This window comes from Candidatus Nitrosopumilus sp. bin_68KS (assembly GCF_054095825.1).
On record NZ_JBSWSP010000009.1, the window covers coordinates 155,157 to 172,754 of the forward strand.

Genomic DNA, 17,598 nt, shown 5'->3' on the forward strand with positions numbered 1-17,598 from the left:
CAGTTTTTATTTGCTCTTGTCAAAATTGGATTTATCCAGAATGAGTTGATCAAGACCTGTCAATGAATCAATATAGGTTCCAAACTCACCGATATGCATAGTAGTGGTAGTTGGAACTAATGCTTCAGCGCCATACAAGTCCTTCAAAATATAGTTATTCTCATCATAATTGAGTTCAACTAGTGCATCAACAAGTGCATCTTTGGTGGATTCTGACATATCAGAACTCACCATAAAGACATGTGATGGTACAGGTCCTATTGTAGTAACTGGACGTAATTTTACTTGATCTTCTAATTCAAGATATTTTTGTGGAGCAATATCTGATCCAAATGCGACATCCACATTTCCATTAAGGAGTAATTGTAATGCAGCCTTGTAACCTCCTGCAAACGTATAACTTTCAAAGTTGTTTGCAAGTGCAGATTCTAAAGCAACTATATCATCACCCTCAATTGTAATGTGACCATCAGTAACTAGAGTTCCCATAGGTCTCACAAAACCAGATGAGCCAGTAATACTGGTAAATGCTACACGTTTACCTACTGTATCTTCTAATGAATGAATGGAGTCATTATCTGCCAAAGCCCAAACAGTTGCCTGATAATTTACTTTACCTGCAACAAGTTCAGCCAATACAGCTTCTGCGCCGGTTCTTTGATGGGTAATCCAACCAGGACCTGTATCCATAAAGGCAGCATCAATATGACCAAATCTCATTCCTTCAATAATTGTTTCATAATTTGTTGGAACTATTACTTCAACGTCAATACCCAGTTTTCCCTCTAGAAATTTTTCTAGTGCTTGTGCCTTTGATGTTAATTCATCAGCTTTTTCAACTGGAATAAAACCAATGGTCAGAGTATCAACGTCAACGCTATTTGATTCAGATGAAACGTCAATGACACCGCTTTCAACTAGGAATTTTATCCCATTTAGGAAAGTTGCATCATCTACGGTACCATCAGCCCACCAACCAGCATTTGATTTAATCCATTCTGGAACTAAAGTTTCTGCTTGAACGTTTTGGGCCAAGGGGACAGATACAACACCGATTGCTACAACAATAGCAATCAATGTTATTGTGATGTGTCGTTTCATGATTTACAAAAATCTTAGGATAAGCTAAGTTATTTAAAGTAGGTTTTCATTCCATATTTTCATTCCAAATCTATAGAATGAGAATGTTAAGCATGATTTTATTATAAATTAGATTTAGGGTTTTCAGTATTTGGGTATAAATTCAAACTTGGCTCCAAATTATCCAATGTGATTTCAACTTTACCTATTCTACTACGGTATAATTTTATTTTTTTGCCTTCAGGAGAAATGACGTACTTGTCCACTTCGGCTAATGCAAGATCCTCTAAGACAGATAGTGTTTTGTAAACTGTTGAAAGAGATATTTTTAATTCATCTGCAATCTGCGTTGCATCCTTTGATTTGTTTTTTACTGAAAACAAAACAGCTCTAGTACACACATTTGTTAGAGATTCAATGATTTTTTGGGTTATATCAAACTCAGATAATTGAATAATGTTAGATTTTGACATTAAATCACATCAATTCGATACCAACGTCAGAGTAGGTTCAGGTTTTCTAATGGAAATATCTGCTTTACTGATTCTACTACGATATACCTTGTATTTTCTTCCCTTATCAGATAGCAACCATTTTTCAACTTCAATTAATGTGAGTTCTTCAAGATCTCCTAATTTTTTATAAACTGAGCTGAGAGGAATTTTTAGTTTGACTGAAAGTTCAGCGGCAGTATTACCTTTTTTAATTATTGAGAATAAGATTGCTCGAGATTCAGAATCAGCTAATGCTTCTATTACTTTTTGAGTTATATCATATTTTTTTAATTGAGGTAAAGTAATTCTTCTTGACATGCAAATACCCAAAAATACTTTGGGATATTTAAACGAGATGATAAGATTCTCATTCTAAAGAATTAGAATAATTAGTTATAATGTGGGGTGGTCTCTTTATGAGATTCAAATTTATTCCAAAACAACCCCAAAATCAAGCCTACTGATACCCAAAATGATGTGACGCCCAAAACAGACATCAATCTGAATTCATTTACTAAATTCATAGGAGCAGTTATCTCATCAGGGTTTTCGGGCATTACCAAAAATACTACAGATATGAAAACGGCATAACCAACTAAAGATACAAGTTTTTTCTTGTTTTGAAATTTCTTCGATAATTTGTAAAAAGCAACTGCACCAAATCCAGATATTGCAATAAATGAAAGATATAGAATTGCTCGTAACACCACAGTTTCCCCATCTCCCACAGTAGGAGGGTTTGCAGGATATTTGAGAAATGGTATAATGTAAAGAGTTAACCACATAACACCTGCAAGTACAAGAGTCTTTTTGACATCATTATTTCCAGGTAATGAATGTCTAGATAATGCAAAAACAATTCCAAATAATGCACCTACAGACGTTCCCAGAATAACACCTGCAAGTATTTGTCCACTTTTTTGCCAAATTCTATATCCTTCATACTCTACCCAGAATTCAGGGGCATCTTCTTCTTCACCTGAGTCAAACAGATTTTGATTTTCAATACCAATTGCTTGATCAAGATATGGCTCTACAATTGCAAAATTAACAGCGCCATGGATAAGTCCTGCAAAAGCCCCAGATATTAACACAACAATAATAAAAAGAAATGTTTTCATGAAAAAGAACTCCTAGTGACAGGGGAAGCCTGCAGCATGTCTCATATCATGAGTGAGTTCATGGATATAGAGATCAGTGAATGCTTGTTCTCCATAAACTAAACTAAAGATATGTCCTTGATCAAATCCCACAACAAACAATCCTGCTGCAAAGATTATAGCTAGTGCTACTATTGCTAGTTTTGAAACACCAGTCTTAGACACATTAATTTGTCTTAATTCAGACATGATTGAAAGCAATATCTGAATATATTTAAGCACTTGGATAATTTATCCAATTTATAAAAGATTTAGAACCGCAACTTATCAGAAAAGATCTGAAAAAAACCATTCAAATTTTACAAAATATTGTGTCAAGGAAAGGATCCAGTAAAGTCTTAACATTTAGCATCCCCCATGTTTTCAAAGCACTTCAATTATTATCAAAAGAGAAATTTGTTAGTAGAGCAACATTTGGAAAAGAGATCCATTTAGGAGAAGGCGCAGTCAAAACTTTGATTTCACATCTAAAAGAGGCAAAAATTATAGAAACTACAAAATCAGGAAGTTTCCTTACAGAAAAAGGTAAAAAGATATCAAAACAAATTCACGATGTTATTCAAAATGAATGTAAAATTAAAAAATGCGGAGTTGTAACAGGAAAAAATAACCATGCAATTATTCTAAAAAATTATGATTTTTCAATTAACTCAGGATTGGAACAAAGGGATTATGCTATTTTGTATGGGTCTTCAGGTTGTACAACAATTCTGTTTAAAGAAAACAGATTTGTGTTTCCTGGAGACAGCAAAGATTGTTTCAGAGAAGATGAAAAGACAAAAAAATACATTTTAAAAAATTTGGCTCCCGAAGAAGGAGATGTGATAATTATTTCATCATCAGATGATCCTTTTGTTGCAGAAATTTCAGCAAAGAATTCTGCATTGTGGACTTTGGCTACAAATTAGCGAAGATATTTAGTTGTAACAATTTTTCTCAAAATATGGCAAAAATATACCTATTAACAATCCCCGTAATCATAGGAATTATTACAGGAATGTTTATGGTGTTTTTTCCTGAAACTGAAAATGATTCAAAATTACTTACAACTACTAAATTAATCAATAACGGTTCACCAATTTTAGGTGAATCTAATGCGCCAATTACAATTTTAGAATGGGGAGATTATCAATGCACATTCTGTTACAAATTTCACGAAAATACTTTAGATATAATTTATGAAGATTTTATTAAAACTGGTAAAGTAAAACTAGTCTTCAAAGATTTCCCTCTCAATGGTCCTGATTCATTATTAGCTGCAGAAGCTGCGTATTGTGCAAATGATCAAGAAAAATATTGGGAATACCACGATGAGTTATACAAAAATTGGGGAGGTGAAAGAACAGGATGGATTACAAGAGAATCTCTAGAGAAATTTGCAGTTTCCACCAATTTAGATATTAAAGAATTTAACAAATGCCTAGATGATAAAAAATACCAAAACAAAGTCATCACTCTGCATGAATTTGGCAAAGAAATAGGAATTGATGCTACACCCTCATTTTTAGTCTTCAATGATCAAAAAATAATCAAAATTAGAGGGAATCAACCACTCGAAGTGTTTCTAAAAACATTTGATGAATTATAATCTGGAAAAAAATTATAATGAATTCAATCAAAATTAATATTCGCATGATCTGGAGTAAGCACGAATGAAGAAAATAGATGTAGAAAAACAAGACTCAGTCAAACTCTACAAAATTAGAAAAACACTAGAAGAATTATCTCAAAAATCAGGACGGGGAACTGAACTAATTACAGTATACATCCCAAAAGGAAAACAACTTCACGAAATCATCGGCTCCCTTCAACAAGAACAAGGAACTGCAGATAACATAAAATCAGATCTTACAAGATCACATGTGGTTGATTCGTTAGGAAAAGTTGTACAGAGATTAAAAATGTACAAAAAAACACCCGAGAAAGGTCTTGTTGTTTTTTGTGGAGCATTGCCACCTGAAGGCGGAGGTCCATTAGGAAGTGAGGTGGTAACAGTATGGGAGATTGAACCACCAAAAGATCTAAATCAGTATTTGTATAGATGTGATGATCATTTTCATGTAGATATTCTAAAGGATATGCTAAAAGACGATAATTTGATTGGCTTTCTAGCAATTGATGCAAAAGATGCAGGGTGGGGATTGTTACATGGAGACAAAATTGAAGTTTTAGCACAAACAGGTTCAGGTGTTGCAGGAAAACATAGACAAGGAGGGCAATCAGCAAAAAGATTCCAAAAACTCAGAGAGATGGAATTAACATATTATTTTAACAGAGTTGCAGAAACTACAAGAGAATATTTCATCGATATTTATCCAATCAAAGGACTAGTTATTTCAGGCCCAGGACCAACAAAAGAAGATTTTATCAATGGTAGTTATCTAGAATACAGATTACAAAATATGATCATCAACACAATTGATGCGTCATATTCAGGTGCAGAGGGAATCAGAGAAGCTTTTGCAAAATCATCAGACATTCTAGGTGATTTTAGAATGGTAGAAGAGAAAAAATTTGTCGAAGATTTGTTTAGAGAAATAAATACAAATTCTGGAAAAGGATCATATGGATTACAAGAAGTGATTGAATTTCTAAAAAATAATGTTGTTAAAGTTGTGTTAATTACAGACAATACAAATTTACATCGTGTAGAAGGTAAATGTAAAAGATGTAAGCATTTCCAAGAAGAAATTGTAGAAAGACCACTAGTTATTCCTAAAAAAACAGAATTTGCAAATAGTCCTTGCCCAGGATGTAATTCGATGGAAGTTGAAGTAAATGAACAAGATATTGTAGATTATCTAGAACTATTAGCTGCAAAAACAGGATCTCAGTTAGAAGTGATTTCAGGAAGTGCAGAACACGGCAATATGCTTGCAAGTTTAGGAAAGATTGGCGCTATTTTGAGATATAATCCAGGTCACGGTTAAGTAATAAAACTACGAATATTTTTTGAAAGTTCAATAAGTTCATCATCAGTTGAAATTTGTCTTTTAGTCCATATGGTTCCCTTGCTGTTATATCTCGGAATTATGTGTATGTGGACATGAGGAATAATTTGTTTTGCAGCTCTACCGTTATTTTGACCAAGACTAAATGCATCAGCACCTGTTGCTTTTAAAATTGCATTGGCAATTTTTGGTACAAGTGAAAAAATTTTTCCAACATCTTCAGAGTTCATATCGGTGATTCGTTCATGATGTTCTCTAGGAATGATCAGGCTATGACCTACATCAATTGGATATTTATCTAAAAATGAAATATGATATTTATCTTCATAGAGTAAATGGCCGTCTCTTTTTCCATCCAAGATTTCACAAAAAATACAACCCATATTGATCAGCGTTTTCTGATTTTATTTATTGTTTTTATCGAATGGTTAATTAGGGCAAATTTCAAACGCAAAACATCCTATGGGTCGAAAAGAAAGAAGAGAGCGTGAACAAAAACGTGATAATTATGCTACAAGACATTCAGCAGAAAAAAGAAAACAAAATCTCATTGCAGTAGGAGTATTAGCTGTAATTGTAGTGATTGTAGGATATGCAGGATGGATATTTGTCAATATGACAGACAATGTACCAGGAGGACCTGAAAACGCAGGCGCATTAGGCAGTGAGCATGCACACGCAGGAATTCTAGTTTCAATTTTTGGTGACGAATTTGATTTTTCAGCACCAGCTTATCAAATTAAATCAAGTTGGATTCATTTTGAAGGAAGAGATGGTACAACAGTTCACAAGCATGCAACAGGGGTCACTTTAGGATATCTCTTTGAAACATTATCATTAGGACTAGATGATCAATGCTTTGTTTTCCAAGATGGGCGAAGTTTCTGTACAAATGAGGATTACAAACTTGTATTTTATGTCAACGGAGAACAATTACCAGATATCCGAGAACTTGAAATTCAAGAAGATGATAAAATTCTAATTGCATATGGTGGAGAAACTCCTGAAGAAATAGATGCATTATTGTTAAAATTAGAAAATAGAGAATTAGTCAAGTAGACCTTTCAGACTCTTCTTTTGTTGTGAATTGAGCCATTTTATCAAAGAACATGTAATACCCACATTTTGTGCAGCGTAAAACAGTTAGTTCGGTTGTAAGAAATTCTTTGTCTTCAAATCGTCCACTCAATTTTACATTTTCTCCAGCAATTGTTGCTTTGTTACTTTTACAAACAGGGCATTCTAGAGCTTTTTGTTCCATAATTTTCTCAAATACGTTTACAATTTAAACTCAATGAAAAATTCTCAATCAATAATCTCAATAAAGTCTAAATTATACCAATTTAGAATTTACACAACTTGGAGATTTCTAGTAAAAACGTAGTAGAAGGTACATCTCGTGCACCACAAAGAGCAATGTACAAAGCTATGGGACTAAATGACGATGATTTATCTAAACAATTTATCGGCGTTTGCCATACTGGAAACGAAGCAACACCATGCAACATTCATCTTCCAAGATTAGCTCTCAAAGCTAAAGAAGGGGTGTCAGATGCAGGTGCAACACCTAGAGAATTTTCAACCATTGCAGTAAGTGATGGAATAGCAATGGGTCATGAAGGAATGAAGTCATCATTAGTTTCTCGCGAAGTTATTGCAGATTCAATTGAATTAATGGTTAGAGCACATCAGTATGATGCACTTGTTGGGATTGCAGGATGTGACAAAAGTTTACCCGGCACCATGATGGCAATGGCCAGGCTAAATGTACCATCCGTATTCGTTTATGGTGGAACCATCATGCCAGGAATGCTAGATGGGCAAGAATTAACAATAGTTGATGTGTATGAAGCAGTTGGAGCATATGATTCGGGTCAATTATCACTAGAATCTCTAAAAAATATTGAAAATACAGCATGTCCAAATTCTGGTTCTTGTGGAGGAATGTTCACTGCAAACACAATGGCATCAATTTCTGAAGCAATAGGGCTTGCACTGCCAGGAAGCGCTAGTCCACCTGCAGAAGATGATAGAAGAGACAAAATGGTATACGATACAGGATTTGCATGTGCAAAATTGTTAGAGATGAATATTAGACCAAAAGAAATTTTGAGTTTTGAAGCATTTGAGAATGCAATTACTATGTTAAACTCTGTAGGAGGATCAACAAATGGAATTTTACATTTACTTGCACTTGCAAATGAAGTTAACATTGATTTAACATACGATGATTTTGAAAGAATAAGAAAGAAAACTCCGCATTTAGCAGATATGAAACCTGGAGGGAATTATGTCATGAATTCATTAGATAAAATTGGTGGAATTCCTTTTGTATTAAAAAAACTTCTTGACAAAGGATTGTTAAATGAAAACTGCATGACAGTTACAGGAAAAACAATCAAAGAAAATCTCAACGCAATTAAGATGCCAGACACAGAACAACACATAGTAAGATCAGTTGAAAACCCAATTCATCAAGTTGGTACAGCAGTAATTCTCAAAGGAAGTTTAGCTCCAGAAGGAGCAGTAATCAAAACTGCAGGAGTAGAGATGACTAAATTTACCGGAAAGGCACGCGTATTTAATAGAGAAGAATATGCTTTTGATGCAGTTTCAAAAGGAGAGATAGACGAGGGACATGTAGTGGTAATCAGATATGAAGGTCCAAAAGGAGGTCCAGGGATGAGAGAGATGTTAGCAACAACAGCAGCATTAGTAGGACAAGGACTAGGTAAAAAAGTTGCAATGGTAACCGATGGAAGATTTTCAGGAGGTACACGAGGATTCATGGTAGGACATGTTGCGCCAGAAGCATATGTTGGCGGACCAATAGCTCTAGTAAAAGATGATGATGAAATTACAATAGATACAGAAACTAACATTATTGATCTTCATGTGTCAGAAGAAGAGATAGAGGTTAGAAGAAAACAGTGGTTAAAACCTGCACCAAACTATACTCATGGTGCACTAGCAAAGTATGCGACACTTGTAGGCTCAGCAGCTCAAGGCGCAATAACTACTGCAAATCCTTAGATGAACAATTTGTCCATAAGCTTTATAGATCTAGATCATTGATGATTCTTAGAGATAACAGGAAAGAAAAATAACATTATGCTATAAAATTACTGTTGTCTACTACAGGTTATTTTTGTAAATAATTTATGTATGATTATTTTATGTGAAAAAAATCTTATTCCAAGCCTTTTTCCAATCTTATCTTTCTAATGACATCTTGAACTAATTCTTCATCTTTAACAACTAAATCGTGTAGTTTTTTCTTATACCCTTCATCGCCCCATTTTTTTAATTCAAACATTTCTTTTACTAATTTTACAATTTCAGATTTATTTCGCTGATGATCACGTTTTGCTATATCAGCACCATCCATGAATTTTCTCAAATACTTGTGAATTTAAAATTATTGTACAGAATATAATTAACTGTTACTGGTTTTCAATACCTAAGACATCGTAATAGGCCTTTGGAATCATTTGTTGGCCTTTGAAAAGTACATTATTTACTGCAGTGTCCAAAACGTATGTTTTTGCCCAGTCACCATCACTTCTAATAGAACGACCAAATCCTTGTAAAATCTTTGTTAGTGTTTGGGCAGTATACCACAATGGGAATTTATTCATCTTTGCACGAGTTCTTTTTTCAGTATAATTTGGATATGGGACCTTTGCAATTATTTGAAATCGTGACAGGTCATCTTTTAGGTCAACACCCTCCCAAAGAGATGAGGACAATAAAACACCTGTAGGATCAGAGGCATGTTCGGAAATAACATCATCTTGGGATTTCCCTTCTTTATTTTTACTATGACAGATTCTAATTCTAGATGCATTTTTTGGAGACAGTGATTGAAGAATTTTTTGACATCTAGGAATAGAAGATGTCAGAATTAATCCACGTTCGTTTGAATGTTCATCTAAAATTCTGTCAATAGTTTTGATTACCTCAAGTTCATCCTCCGTAGTAGAGCCATAACTCAATCTACGAATATTTAGCAAATCAATTGTCCTATTTTCAATTGGGAATGGCGATTTTTCTGTATCAACAAATGCAACATCATCTTTTTCCAATCCCATATTTTCACAAAAACTTGATTTATCAATTGTGGCAGACATGAATAACTGATATTCAGTTTCAAAAAATTCGTTAGCAAATTTTGAAACATCAATTGGCCTTACAGAAATAGTTCTGAAATTTCCATTGAAATCTTTAACTGGATCATTTACAACAAAATTTTCTTTATCAGTCATGATGTCGATTTTAGCTTGTGCAGAACGATTATACCGTCTTTCAAGCCCACTGATCAATTCAAAATCTGGCTCTTTTTGAAATGCCGAACTTTCTTGGATATCTTTGATTTTCTTTGCATAAGAATATGCCATATCGTCAGTTAATTTTATGACAGAATCTAAATCTGTAAAATCATACTTTTCAGAATTTAGATTACATTCATCCACTTGGCCACTGAAAATATCAAATCCTACAAACTGAATAATTTGATCCTCAATTTTGTGTGCCTCATCAAAAACAGTTACCTTTCTATCAAGGTAATCCTCAAAAAGTTTTTTGTTAAATTTCATAATTGTAAAAAATGCATGATAATTCCAAAGAGAATGATTTGACGTTAGTGCATCATATTTTTGCATGTAATAATGACACGATAATGTATCCTGAGTTTTTTCTTCAACTTGTTTTATTGTTGGCTTGAATTTACAAACCTCAAAGATTTCTTTACCATTTTTGTTAATTCTCTCCTGGCATACTCCTTTATCGCAGGTCAGACCCCATCGCATTGCTCGTCGATCATTATCAACTTTTTCTGTATCCATTAATTTGAGACATGGGAAATTTTGTTTACCTTTAACAGGTTTTAAAAATGGAATATCTTTGATATATTGATCTTGTAGATGTTTTGATGCAGTTACTGTAAAAGAACTATCAAAATAACTTGAAACAGTAGCTCCTACAAGGGATTTTCCAACTCCAGTTGGTGCGCACAAAATAATTTTTTTATAACCTGATTTTAGACTCTCTTCGATTTTAGAAATGATCTCCTTTTGAATATGACGAGGGGTAAATTGAGTGGGAAATTTTTCTAAAAGAGACAGGATCAAATCTAATTTTTCTCAATATTAAAAGCATGAAGGTTCTATTGATATCATGCAGTAATCTAGTTTAATATCTAGTACAACTAACTTACAATATGGAATTATTGGATGACAAAATGAGAGTTTGGCTTGAAAGTGCTAAATTTGTAAAACCAAATGCTGGAGTCTATGTTCTCTATAATAGAAACAAAGAGCCAATATACATTGGTGAGACAGATAATCTCGAAAAGACATTTACAAAATATGTAGATACTGAATTTGATGGAAATGAATGTAAACAAAAAACCCAATCATATCAAAGAGTGTTTGCAGAAAATCCCAAAGAATTCCAATTAAAATTAATTGAAGAATTCAAAAATGAGACAGGTAAATTACCCTCATGTAATTCTGAGATTCAATTAGAAACTCCATAAGATAATTTTATCATTATCAATACACCTCAAAATCATGAAAAATAATCAACTATGAGGGGGATTTAGAGTAAATTATTAATTTAAGATCACCATAATATGGGGATGCACCAGTGTTATTATTGCGAGCAATTATTTGAATCAAAAGAACAGCTTTACGAACACGTAGAAGTTCATTCAGATATTGAGCGAAATAAAGAAATCATGAATAGAAAAAAGAAAGCCGACGAAAAACAACATCAAGGCTAAAGTAAAAAAAGTAGAGTAAAGGTCAGAATTTATCCAATTCAGGAGCAGATATAATAATTTTAATTTAATTCAATATGGATTGGGTTGAAAGAATATTGCAAAAATCATGCGACAGAACACTTACAAAAAGAGAAGTACTCCATAGTTTATTTCACATGATTGAAGTTAATGAGAACACATTAAACCACATTCAAAAAGACACCCGAGATTTTGGTCCTGAACTTGAAGACCTAAAACAAACCGAAATTAGAGACTTGGATTTTCATTTAAAGTACTATAGAAGTTTGGTGAATTACATCAATTCCATCCCAGAAAGCAAAATTATTGAGAAACAATCTTAGAATTACTATAAATACAATTTTAGAAATATATCCAGTTTACAAAATTTAATTATCTTAGCTTTGTAAACATTGAATTATATTCTGATTGTTTAACAAGATTTTGCCCAAACTCTGTTTCAGAATCATATTCTTCACGTCGTTTATCTAAAAGATGTTCTAACTCTTCAATTTTTTCTGCAATCATTCTACCAGAATCTTCTTTTGCAAATTGTTTTTGCTGGTCTTCGTTTTGACCTCTAGTGGGAAATCGTTTATCATAAAATGTATTTTGTAAAATATTCTCATTCTCACGTTTAACCAATTCTGCCAGATCAAAATGGCCCTGTTCATGTTTTAGTAAATTATCCGTGTCTTGTGAAATCCTAAACCAAGATAAATGCGGAAAGAATTCAACTGTAAGATGAATATTTTCAATAATAAATAAAATTTCATCATTTATTTTTTCAGAATTTATTGTCCATGTAAATCGATATTTTATTACACTGTGAGAATCCTCATATGTTGCAGGATTAGATTCAGCTTTAAAATCAGACCATTTAAGAAATGCCTGTTTTGTCCAAACAATTACATCATTTTCACTCATAAGATACGTCATTTATTGGAGGATAAAATTATTGAGGTTTTCACTAATCATACACAATTATATGAATTACATCATAATGAGAATCAAATTCGCTTTCCATCACGCCCACTGAATTTTCCAAATGGATGTGAGGCATCGAAACCTAGCCAATTATAATCAGCATTCTCTAAAGATTTGTGAAATTTTTGATGCTCTATTAATTCTGAATCACCCCAATTTCCTGCATGAATAAACTCACAAGTTTCAGATTTTTGATGTATAATTACCCCTTTGCACTTGATGATCAACAAATTATAGATTACAATCATGGCAGAAAAATTTATTGTAAAAGAAAAATGTTTGACGGCAAACGAATTCTAGGGGTATGGTCGGTTAAGGCAAACGTAGGAATACCGCCAAACGGATGACTCAATATACAATAAGAGTAGAAGTCTAAAAGAAACTGTGTGTGCAGTTTGAACATCTCAAATTAGGCTCAATTTGCCAAAAAATGAGAATTGGATCATTTTTTCAACCCATTTTGATCAAAATTCAAGACATGTTTTATTTTAAGAATTTTTGAATATTGAAATCAATAGAAATAATGAAAGCAAGATGATTGCTTGTTTGGAATCCAACCGTAACTCTCAAAGAGTCGATGCAAAAGGATTTCAAACTTGCTTGCTTTCATCTTCTAAATTTGAACTTAGTTTAATGACGAATCTATTAATTTTAGAAGAATTCTGCATAATCTATGAATACCAAGTTTTACATAACTATGGGGATATCAGTAGCGGCCTTGGCAGTGGGATTTATTTTATTATTTGGATAATTATTGTGAAATTTCAAAGTTGGGATTACAGCCTAATTGATTTACAATTGAATTAGCTTTGTCAATTAGAATATTCTGTTTTTGAATAATTTGATTAATCTGCTCGGTTTTATCTGTTAGATTTTTAAATAATTCAGTGGCATCTAGGTATTCATCAGAAGACAATGATTTATCTTCATAGTATTGATATTCTTTAAGAAATTTATCATAAAGTAATTTTTCATCAGATAGTTTTTTTTCCAGATACTCAATTTCGGTCGTCACTTTTTGTTTTTCTTCAAGTAAAAGATTTTGACCAACATACAATTCATCAAATCTTGGAGGAATTACATATCCCATATTATCAAATGAATCTTGAGAAGATTCATATGAATACATTAAATGACCTGTTTCATTGGTGTGGCCAAGTTTTAATGCATGACCAATTTCATGCATTAAAATATTGGAAACCATGTTCTCGTCATGCTGAATAAAATTTACGTTACAATCAACAGATCCAACTGAAATATTCAATACACAATGACTCAACATTCCAAATAAAACAGAATTGCATGTTGCAAGTCCAGTATGGGTAGAAGAAGAATATTTTTGCCACTTGATTTCAATGTTGGCGTTTTCTGATTTAATGAATTTTAATTGAGGGTTATTTGATTCCCAAGATGAAATTGCTTTGTTTACTGCATTCACTGGAATTTCCTTATCTGGAATTTCAGGTATGTTTTGGTATGAATAATAGATGATTTGATTTTCTTGAGAAACTAAAACATTGGAGATTTGTTGAATATTTTCAACTGAGGGGATGAATTTAACAGAATTTTTTTCAGAATCAAATGGCAACATATCTGCATACCATACATATCCAATTATGGCAATAATTACTAAAATTACAAAAAATCCTTTCAATATCTAGGCAAGAGACATTCAATACCTAAGGCTTTCGATGGAAAAATCAGTGAATCCAAAGATTAAATCTTTTGATGGTTTGAATCAATTTTTACATACTTTTTTTATTTTAAAGATATTATCAAATTTATGGCATTGCCATAGATATGCTGGGATGTTGGTAATCCGATACGACATTGATTACCAAGTCATCTGTGGCTAAAAGATTTCAATTTGGATGTGAGTGAGACCGATATGTTTCAAGTTCATCATTTGAATATAATCCTGTGTTGATATTTGCTAATTTTGTGACATCTTGAAACGCAGGACATTGATTATCAATACAAAAAAGTTCCTGACAGCTTGGACATTGGATAACTATATGATCTCCCCAATCACATTCAATATTATCAATTATTTCAAAAGAAACAACATTATTGCAAGTACATCTTAATTTATTTTTAAATTTATCAATTATATTCATACAAAACACTTTAAAAAATTCAAATATAATTTATTAATAATCAGTTTTAGATAAAATTTGCAATTGACTGAATGTCCCACATGCAAACTTTTGATGGAATCTCACTCTACATCAGAATTAATGGAATGTTGTATGAAGCAAGTAGGAGAAGAATTTGATGAAGAGCAAACAGGGAATTGCCCAAATTGCAAACATGACATAAAAAAGCACAACGACAAAGAATTGGCCGAATGCACAATAGAATACCTCAAATCAGGAATTAACTAGATAAGATAGGAATAAACATTAGAAAAATGAAAAACATACAATGGATCAGAGAACAAGGGAATTGATTGATGAATTTTCCCCAATGTGGACTAACAAGCAAATATGGGAATTTGAACAAATTAACGAAGAATTAAGATTCGATTTAGCCTATGCCAAACCAGGGGAATATGACAAACAATCATGGAAATCAAAATTAGCTTTTACTGATTCAGAAATTAGAGATGTAACTGTAAGAACTTTTGATAATTTGATTGAGGGTAATGAATTATGGATAGCAGGTAAGGGTCAAAGCAAACTGAATAATCAGCACATACCATACATCATGGCAGTAATGGCCGACATTATGATTGAGGAGGAAATTTGCCTTAATTTTAGAGTCGAAGAAAGTTGTTTGGTAGTGACAATAGATTCCAATGCAGATGTCATCGACTGCAAAGAATTCTTTGAGGGATTTTATCATTTAGCAACGGGTTTCAATTATGATATCAATACAGGAATTCCAGAAGATGAAACAGAAGCTGAAATCTATCTAACACGACTGCAAGAAGAATTTGATGAAAAAATGAAAGAGCGTTTAGGTGACAAATATTTACCAGGGAATAATGATCCGGATACCATTAGTGCCAAATGATTACTAAAATACCAGAAAACACCGGGAGAAATATTGTCTGAGAGAAGGCCTTTTAGAAGATTTAAAAAAGAACCTTCGCTAACAACTGAGGAAAAAATAGAACAGTTTATTTTAAGAAATTCAAGAAATGGATATTTTACCAAAGTTTCAACAATTCATTACAAATTTGAAATTTCAGAAGATTCTGCATGGAACATTGTGGGTCAATTACTATCTAGCGGTTCACTAGAATCAATTCATGATGAATTTACAGGAGAAATGAAACTGTGTGAAACTGGGAAAACATACATGATTATGGATTTGGAAAAAAGACGAAAAAGAGAAAAATTCAGTGCAGAGAAAAAGAAAAAACCCATTTCAAAAAAGAAGTAAAATAAAACAGAGTACATCAAAACTCTTTATTTAATTCAACATTGTAATAAAGTAACCATGGACAATGATGAAAATCTTCCAGCACAATGTCACCCAATAGTAAAATCAAAAAAGAAAAAGACCGGAATTAAAAATGAAACAATGTAAACTATGTGGGACTCCTCTTGGGAAAGAACCCACCACTGCAGAATTAGATAATCACTGGAAGAAACATCATAACTGGCATTGGGAAACCAATAAAGAAAAAACCCCAGAAGAAGCATTATTAAAAAAACGAGAGTAATGACGTCTTGGAATAGTGATCGTTTATAGCATGCCTAGACCACTACACGAAGTCGTCAATATAATAATAGTCTCAAGATATAAAAGAAATTTGAGAGAGTTTGCAAACATGTGTTTAATTAAAATCAAAAAATAAAACTAATTTTCAGAAATAAAGTTAAGAGATTCATCAATTTTAAAAACAAGTAATTGTTATGAGAGAAAAATTAGTTTGAGAGAGGATTTTTCAGAATATACAAATTGTGCAACATGCAATTAAGGGATAATTTTTGTGATTGTAATTGTCCCTTTTGTGAAAAGCGTGAAAAATGTGAATGTACAAAAAAGTCACTTTAATTATATTCAACATTATTTTGAAAAAATATGATTATGCCTGAATAAAAATTAATTTTAAACTAAAAACTATGATAAAATTTACTCTAAATCTGTAATAGTAATTATCACAATAAAGGATATGTCAGGGATAGAGGCATATGATATCAAGGCACGAAAAAAAGTGTCAATGAAAAACCCACAACCATATCTAATGAAAAATGGTTCATGGGCAGTCAAAGGAACTAGCGCTGAGACTGGAATCAATTTATTCAAAATTGTTGGGAGGAAGAAACCATCCATAGGGCAGTCAAAGTATGAGGCATTCAAAAATTTGTTTACAAGTAGACAATGTGAATGCGAAAAAATGTGCTAGCCAAAATTTTTTTTAATAATATTGGAGAAAAAATCTAATATCAATCAAATTTTAATACAAATGATTTACCCAAAATAGAAATTCGAAAGCATTAATTTGATATTTTTTAATTGATTAAACATGTCTTTTGATATTGATTGGCACAGAAATTTCTATGGAATTTCATGGGCATATGAAAAAGACAGACTAGTAGTATCAACAGTATTTGAAGATAAAAAAGAGGCTTTACTAATTGCCAAAGAAGTAGAAGATTGGAGTGACAAATTTACCAGACTAACAATCATCGAAAAAGATGATGATGAATTTGCTATATGCTGTTATGAAGATCCCCAAATTTCAAAAAGCGATACACATGTTGGACTTTTTAGAACAGGAATGAGACAAAGTGGAGGATATGAGCAAGCAAAACCAATGATTGAGGAAAAATCACCACTTCTCCAAATTGCGTATGCTGCAGATGTAAGAGATATGAACACATATGAGCAAATTTCAAGACTAGTTCCCATGAGAAAATGTAGAATAATATCTGAAAAAGAATTAAAAAAACAAGAGTATTTTTATGAAAAAACTGCCAGTTTACAAAATCAAGATTAAATGGTGAGATTCAAAACTTAATTGAATTGAGTATCGCACCATTTATGGTCGGGTATTAAAGATAATTTATTTTCGATATAAAGAATCACTACTAAATTGTACATAGTATTGATACTGATAAATCATTCATCTGTGTTAAATATAAAATTCTCATACTATCAGTATGCAAGATAACAATAACCAAACATCATGGGAA

At 32.4% G+C, this 17,598-nt stretch carries 26 protein-coding genes; 13 read left to right on the forward strand and 13 right to left on the reverse strand.

Going from position 1 to position 17,598, the window contains the following annotated elements:
• Positions 1 to 6: 6 nt before the first annotated feature.
• The 5 genes from ACW9W3_RS04160 to ACW9W3_RS04180 all read right to left on the reverse strand — a co-directional run bounded on the left by ACW9W3_RS04160 (position 7) and on the right by ACW9W3_RS04180 (position 2,923).
• The gene (locus tag ACW9W3_RS04160) at positions 7 to 1,101 is read right to left on the reverse strand and encodes a phosphate/phosphite/phosphonate ABC transporter substrate-binding protein (protein ID WP_457764901.1); all 1,095 of its coding nucleotides are present in this window, start codon (positions 1,099 to 1,101) and stop codon (positions 7 to 9) included.
• 101 nt (positions 1,102 to 1,202) lie between these two features.
• Positions 1,203 to 1,553, reverse strand: a complete 351-nt coding sequence (locus ACW9W3_RS04165; RefSeq protein ID WP_457764902.1) for an ArsR family transcriptional regulator — start codon at positions 1,551 to 1,553, stop codon at positions 1,203 to 1,205.
• Positions 1,554 to 1,562: 9 nt separating this feature from the next.
• On the reverse strand, positions 1,563 to 1,892 hold the full coding sequence (locus tag ACW9W3_RS04170) for a helix-turn-helix domain-containing protein (protein ID WP_048116142.1): 330 nt from the start codon (positions 1,890 to 1,892) through the stop codon (positions 1,563 to 1,565).
• Between the two features lie 71 nt (positions 1,893 to 1,963).
• A complete protein-coding gene (locus ACW9W3_RS04175; RefSeq protein ID WP_457764903.1) occupies positions 1,964 to 2,695 on the reverse strand; it encodes a CbtA family protein in 732 nt (243 codons plus the stop codon).
• A 12-nt stretch (positions 2,696 to 2,707) separates the two neighbouring features.
• Positions 2,708 to 2,923: a CbtB domain-containing protein gene (locus ACW9W3_RS04180; protein WP_048119174.1), complete on the reverse strand. Its 216-nt coding sequence runs from the start codon at positions 2,921 to 2,923 to the stop codon at positions 2,708 to 2,710.
• Positions 2,924 to 3,045: 122 nt separating this feature from the next.
• Between ACW9W3_RS04180 and ACW9W3_RS04185 the strand changes: the two genes are divergently transcribed.
• From ACW9W3_RS04185 to prf1, 3 genes are all read left to right on the forward strand, one after another.
• Positions 3,046 to 3,642 (forward strand): DUF4443 domain-containing protein, encoded by a 597-nt coding sequence (locus ACW9W3_RS04185; RefSeq protein WP_457764904.1) that lies wholly within the window; start codon positions 3,046 to 3,048, stop codon positions 3,640 to 3,642.
• 35 nt (positions 3,643 to 3,677) lie between these two features.
• Complete coding sequence (locus ACW9W3_RS04190) at positions 3,678 to 4,322, forward strand: DsbA family protein (protein ID WP_457764905.1); 645 nt, start codon at positions 3,678 to 3,680, stop codon at positions 4,320 to 4,322.
• A 64-nt stretch (positions 4,323 to 4,386) separates the two neighbouring features.
• Positions 4,387 to 5,664, forward strand: coding sequence for a peptide chain release factor aRF-1 (prf1, locus tag ACW9W3_RS04195; protein WP_457764906.1), 1,278 nt, complete (start codon positions 4,387 to 4,389; stop codon positions 5,662 to 5,664).
• Here prf1 and ACW9W3_RS04200 read toward each other — a convergent pair.
• On the reverse strand, positions 5,661 to 6,068 hold the full coding sequence (locus tag ACW9W3_RS04200) for an HIT domain-containing protein (protein ID WP_457764907.1): 408 nt from the start codon (positions 6,066 to 6,068) through the stop codon (positions 5,661 to 5,663). The two genes, prf1 and ACW9W3_RS04200, sit on opposite strands and share 4 nt — an antisense overlap.
• A 79-nt stretch (positions 6,069 to 6,147) precedes the next feature.
• Between ACW9W3_RS04200 and ACW9W3_RS04205 the strand changes: the two genes are divergently transcribed.
• Positions 6,148 to 6,744, forward strand: coding sequence for a protein-disulfide isomerase (locus ACW9W3_RS04205; protein WP_457764908.1), 597 nt, complete (start codon positions 6,148 to 6,150; stop codon positions 6,742 to 6,744).
• Here the strand turns inward: ACW9W3_RS04205 and ACW9W3_RS04210 are convergent.
• Positions 6,737 to 6,946 carry a hypothetical protein gene (locus ACW9W3_RS04210; RefSeq protein ID WP_457764909.1) on the reverse strand — a complete coding sequence of 70 codons (210 nt, stop codon included), beginning with the start codon at positions 6,944 to 6,946 and terminating at the stop codon, positions 6,737 to 6,739. The genes ACW9W3_RS04205 and ACW9W3_RS04210 overlap by 8 nt on opposite strands.
• Before the next feature lie 98 nt (positions 6,947 to 7,044).
• Between ACW9W3_RS04210 and ilvD the strand changes: the two genes are divergently transcribed.
• Positions 7,045 to 8,718 carry a dihydroxy-acid dehydratase gene (gene ilvD, locus ACW9W3_RS04215; protein ID WP_457764910.1) on the forward strand — a complete coding sequence of 558 codons (1,674 nt, stop codon included), beginning with the start codon at positions 7,045 to 7,047 and terminating at the stop codon, positions 8,716 to 8,718.
• A gap of 157 nt (positions 8,719 to 8,875) precedes the next feature.
• Here the strand turns inward: ilvD and ACW9W3_RS04220 are convergent, their stop codons facing one another.
• Both ACW9W3_RS04220 and ACW9W3_RS04225 read right to left on the reverse strand, forming a co-directional pair.
• Positions 8,876 to 9,073, reverse strand: coding sequence for a hypothetical protein (locus ACW9W3_RS04220; RefSeq protein ID WP_457764911.1), 198 nt, complete (start codon positions 9,071 to 9,073; stop codon positions 8,876 to 8,878).
• 55 nt (positions 9,074 to 9,128) lie between these two features.
• Positions 9,129 to 10,814, reverse strand: coding sequence for a helicase C-terminal domain-containing protein (locus ACW9W3_RS04225; protein ID WP_457764912.1), 1,686 nt, complete (start codon positions 10,812 to 10,814; stop codon positions 9,129 to 9,131).
• Positions 10,815 to 10,903: 89 nt separating this feature from the next.
• Between ACW9W3_RS04225 and ACW9W3_RS04230 the strand changes: the two genes are divergently transcribed.
• A complete protein-coding gene (locus ACW9W3_RS04230; RefSeq protein ID WP_457764913.1) occupies positions 10,904 to 11,221 on the forward strand; it encodes a GIY-YIG nuclease family protein in 318 nt (105 codons plus the stop codon).
• A 320-nt stretch (positions 11,222 to 11,541) separates the two neighbouring features.
• Positions 11,542 to 11,808, forward strand: coding sequence for a hypothetical protein (locus ACW9W3_RS04235; RefSeq protein ID WP_457764914.1), 267 nt, complete (start codon positions 11,542 to 11,544; stop codon positions 11,806 to 11,808).
• A 49-nt stretch (positions 11,809 to 11,857) separates the two neighbouring features.
• Here ACW9W3_RS04235 and ACW9W3_RS04240 read toward each other — a convergent pair whose 3' ends face one another.
• The 4 genes from ACW9W3_RS04240 to ACW9W3_RS04255 form a co-directional block, all read right to left on the reverse strand.
• Positions 11,858 to 12,391, reverse strand: coding sequence for a hypothetical protein (locus ACW9W3_RS04240; protein ID WP_457764915.1), 534 nt, complete (start codon positions 12,389 to 12,391; stop codon positions 11,858 to 11,860).
• Between the two features lie 83 nt (positions 12,392 to 12,474).
• A complete protein-coding gene (locus tag ACW9W3_RS04245) occupies positions 12,475 to 12,681 on the reverse strand; it encodes a hypothetical protein (RefSeq protein WP_457764916.1) in 207 nt (68 codons plus the stop codon).
• Between the two features lie 521 nt (positions 12,682 to 13,202).
• Complete coding sequence (locus ACW9W3_RS04250) at positions 13,203 to 14,105, reverse strand: matrixin family metalloprotease (RefSeq protein WP_457764917.1); 903 nt, start codon at positions 14,103 to 14,105, stop codon at positions 13,203 to 13,205.
• Between the two features lie 208 nt (positions 14,106 to 14,313).
• Positions 14,314 to 14,568, reverse strand: a complete 255-nt coding sequence (locus ACW9W3_RS04255; RefSeq protein WP_457764918.1) for a hypothetical protein — start codon at positions 14,566 to 14,568, stop codon at positions 14,314 to 14,316.
• Positions 14,569 to 14,631: 63 nt separating this feature from the next.
• Here ACW9W3_RS04255 and ACW9W3_RS04260 point away from each other — a divergent pair, with 63 nt between their 5' ends.
• The 6 genes from ACW9W3_RS04260 to ACW9W3_RS04285 all read left to right on the forward strand — a co-directional run bounded on the left by ACW9W3_RS04260 (position 14,632) and on the right by ACW9W3_RS04285 (position 17,402).
• A complete protein-coding gene (locus ACW9W3_RS04260) occupies positions 14,632 to 14,835 on the forward strand; it encodes a hypothetical protein (RefSeq protein ID WP_457764919.1) in 204 nt (67 codons plus the stop codon).
• A gap of 40 nt (positions 14,836 to 14,875) precedes the next feature.
• Positions 14,876 to 15,466 (forward strand): hypothetical protein, encoded by a 591-nt coding sequence (locus tag ACW9W3_RS04265; protein ID WP_457764920.1) that lies wholly within the window; start codon positions 14,876 to 14,878, stop codon positions 15,464 to 15,466.
• 33 nt (positions 15,467 to 15,499) lie between these two features.
• Positions 15,500 to 15,838: a hypothetical protein gene (locus ACW9W3_RS04270; RefSeq protein ID WP_457764921.1), complete on the forward strand. Its 339-nt coding sequence runs from the start codon at positions 15,500 to 15,502 to the stop codon at positions 15,836 to 15,838.
• A gap of 133 nt (positions 15,839 to 15,971) precedes the next feature.
• Positions 15,972 to 16,121, forward strand: a complete 150-nt coding sequence (locus tag ACW9W3_RS04275; protein WP_457764922.1) for a hypothetical protein — start codon at positions 15,972 to 15,974, stop codon at positions 16,119 to 16,121.
• A gap of 453 nt (positions 16,122 to 16,574) precedes the next feature.
• Entirely contained in the window at positions 16,575 to 16,808 is a 234-nt protein-coding gene (locus ACW9W3_RS04280; protein ID WP_457764923.1) for a hypothetical protein, read from the forward strand.
• A gap of 120 nt (positions 16,809 to 16,928) precedes the next feature.
• The gene (locus tag ACW9W3_RS04285; RefSeq protein ID WP_457764924.1) at positions 16,929 to 17,402 is read left to right on the forward strand and encodes a hypothetical protein; all 474 of its coding nucleotides are present in this window, start codon (positions 16,929 to 16,931) and stop codon (positions 17,400 to 17,402) included.
• Positions 17,403 to 17,598: the final 196 nt, after the last annotated feature.